Origin of the sequence: Escherichia sp. KTE172, from assembly GCF_000408845.1 — a bacterium.
Taxonomy (GTDB): Bacteria; Pseudomonadota; Gammaproteobacteria; order Enterobacterales; family Enterobacteriaceae; genus Escherichia; species Escherichia coli.
The window spans coordinates 4,526,662-4,528,769 of record NZ_KE137316.1; the positions used below are offsets into that span (position 1 = coordinate 4,526,662).

General features: G+C 43.1%; 3 protein-coding genes. All 3 read right to left on the bottom strand.

Annotated elements, in window-relative coordinates; all coding sequences use genetic code 11:
• Positions 1–235 precede the first annotated feature (235 nt).
• Complete coding sequence (locus G434_RS02990) at positions 236–514, bottom strand: hypothetical protein (RefSeq protein WP_000647578.1); 279 nt, start codon at positions 512–514, stop codon at positions 236–238.
• 125 nt (positions 515–639) lie between these two features.
• Entirely contained in the window at positions 640–1,650 is a 1,011-nt protein-coding gene (locus tag G434_RS02985; protein WP_000587531.1) for a beta propeller repeat protein, read from the bottom strand.
• Positions 1,651–1,681: 31 nt separating this feature from the next.
• A complete protein-coding gene (locus G434_RS0126125; protein WP_001305541.1) occupies positions 1,682–1,996 on the bottom strand; it encodes a PAAR-like domain-containing protein in 315 nt (104 codons plus the stop codon).
• Between the last annotated feature and the right edge of the window lie 112 nt (positions 1,997–2,108).

Sequence of the window (2,108 nt, forward strand, 5' to 3'; positions counted from 1 at the left end):
TTCTCCTTAATTATGTAAGGAGTATTTGATCATGTATAAGCAATAAAAAACAGCTTCAGGTAATGAGGAATATCTCAATTTTTAAACATAAAATGCGAATTATTTAGTACAAAAAAGCAGCGTTACGTGATCTTTCCCTGACAGCAAACTGAATACAGAAACATATTGGTTGGAAATGCTATTTGACAGCAGATCCCGGTGGGCCTGCCACCATCTCTTCACAAGCTTATGCTTATTACATGCAAAACGTCCCGTTTTGCATCTTTGTGCCTACGGCACACCATGCTCTTTCCCTGACAATTGCCGCAGCACGCTGACCATTATCGGCACTCAGATGTAGCAGTCCTTTTTTTCCCGGACCATCGGTGCGGGACATCACAGACGCCAGATATGCCAGCATCAGTGGGCCGGAGGCAGCCCCAACCTCACCGGTACAGGAAGTGAGCATCAGATGAGGGTAATCCGCCACTTTATGTTCCAGAGAACGCAGGACAGCCAGGACGCGGGCTTTCATGCTTTTGCCCTGAAAGGCATGGTCATTCCGCATTGCATTTTTAAAGTTTTTTATCCATTATTTATTCTGATTAATAATCAAAATTGAAATCCTGTCTTTGAAATGTAATGGCAGTGCAACAATCACTATTCAGAACAGAAATCACCTTTCTCTGCCTGAACACAATTAATCAATATATCCCAGTGACCGTTCTCTAAGCGAGCTACACCATAATACCCAGCCAGAACCAGGGTTTTTTCTGTACAACTGATATAACCAGTGCACATTTTTACCTCGCTGGGTAAATCTGGCTGAACAACATCATCCCCGATTATTTGCCACACACCATAATCAGACGTTGCCCAGACACAATTTTCATACCATACCATTTGCCTGAACGGTAAGGTTAACTCCCCCCGATGAATCATCTTCCATTGATCTTTTCGACCTTTAAATACAGTACCGCTTTGCGCACCGATATAAACATAGCCATCCTGACCACAACAGATAGATTCAATGAGCATGTTGCTGGGAAAATGAATTTGCCTCCATTCATCACCATCGAAATTCCAGACATCTCCTTTACCGCCTGCGGCATAGATATCATTTTCAGAGAAGCCATCCACACAACTAAAACCAGCAGCATCCAGGAATAGCATCTGTTCACGGATTGTTTTAATTTCATCTTGCGCAGGGAGATGGATACCTTTATTTAGTTTCTCCCAATTATTTCTATCTATCCTGCGAACAACACTACGTGCGGATCCTACAACATACAATCGACCACCAATAGTCCGGGTATTGCTAATGGCAAATTCATATGGGATCGGTTCTTCAAGCCCTTCAAAACCACTACCTATAGCAAAAACCTCATTTTCCATTGTAACGCCCACGTACTGACTGAATGGAATACTGGTTGTAGCCGAAAATATCTTGTCCATTCCTTCATAACCGCTGTATCCCCATTGCTCTCCTAATGGTTCATCAAAAAAAAAGGAAACAAAATTTTTTCTTGCCAGATGTTCTTCCATTACAGGGTCTATATCATCTCGCTTTTCTCGTGTAGTTATATAAATATAACCAGTGTCTCTTACTGCAACACCATTAATATAAAACCCTTTGAATATTTCATTGTACTCATCTTGAGTAATAATCATGTTTTTAATCTCATATTATTTTCATTTGTTTTTACTGGAGTAAGAGTATGGACGGGATTGTTTTCCACCCATGCCCTTTCTGGAATCCCGGTGTCGCCGGAACATTCCCTTCACTGGTAGAGAAATACGAGCGATCTTTCTGTGCCACCATCGACTTACAGATAAATACGGTAGCTGTTCCGTTCTGCAAATCCCGGGCATACGCCGTGTTGGAATAAGGCACAACGACCGGGCCTGTGGGCGGAGGAGGAGGGGACCAGCAGGGATCGGGAAATGCGCCAGCAGATTTCCCGTCAGACGCTCTGGAGCAGGCTTCCCGCCCGTTGATATAAACGTTAGTTTCCATAATGTGCTATCCGTGTACCCACTTTCCTTTAAATTAACTGCTGGCCCGGGAGGCTATTCAAACGCCATTGAATCAAAGAGGACATTCCAGGCATTACCATCATAAATAGCAG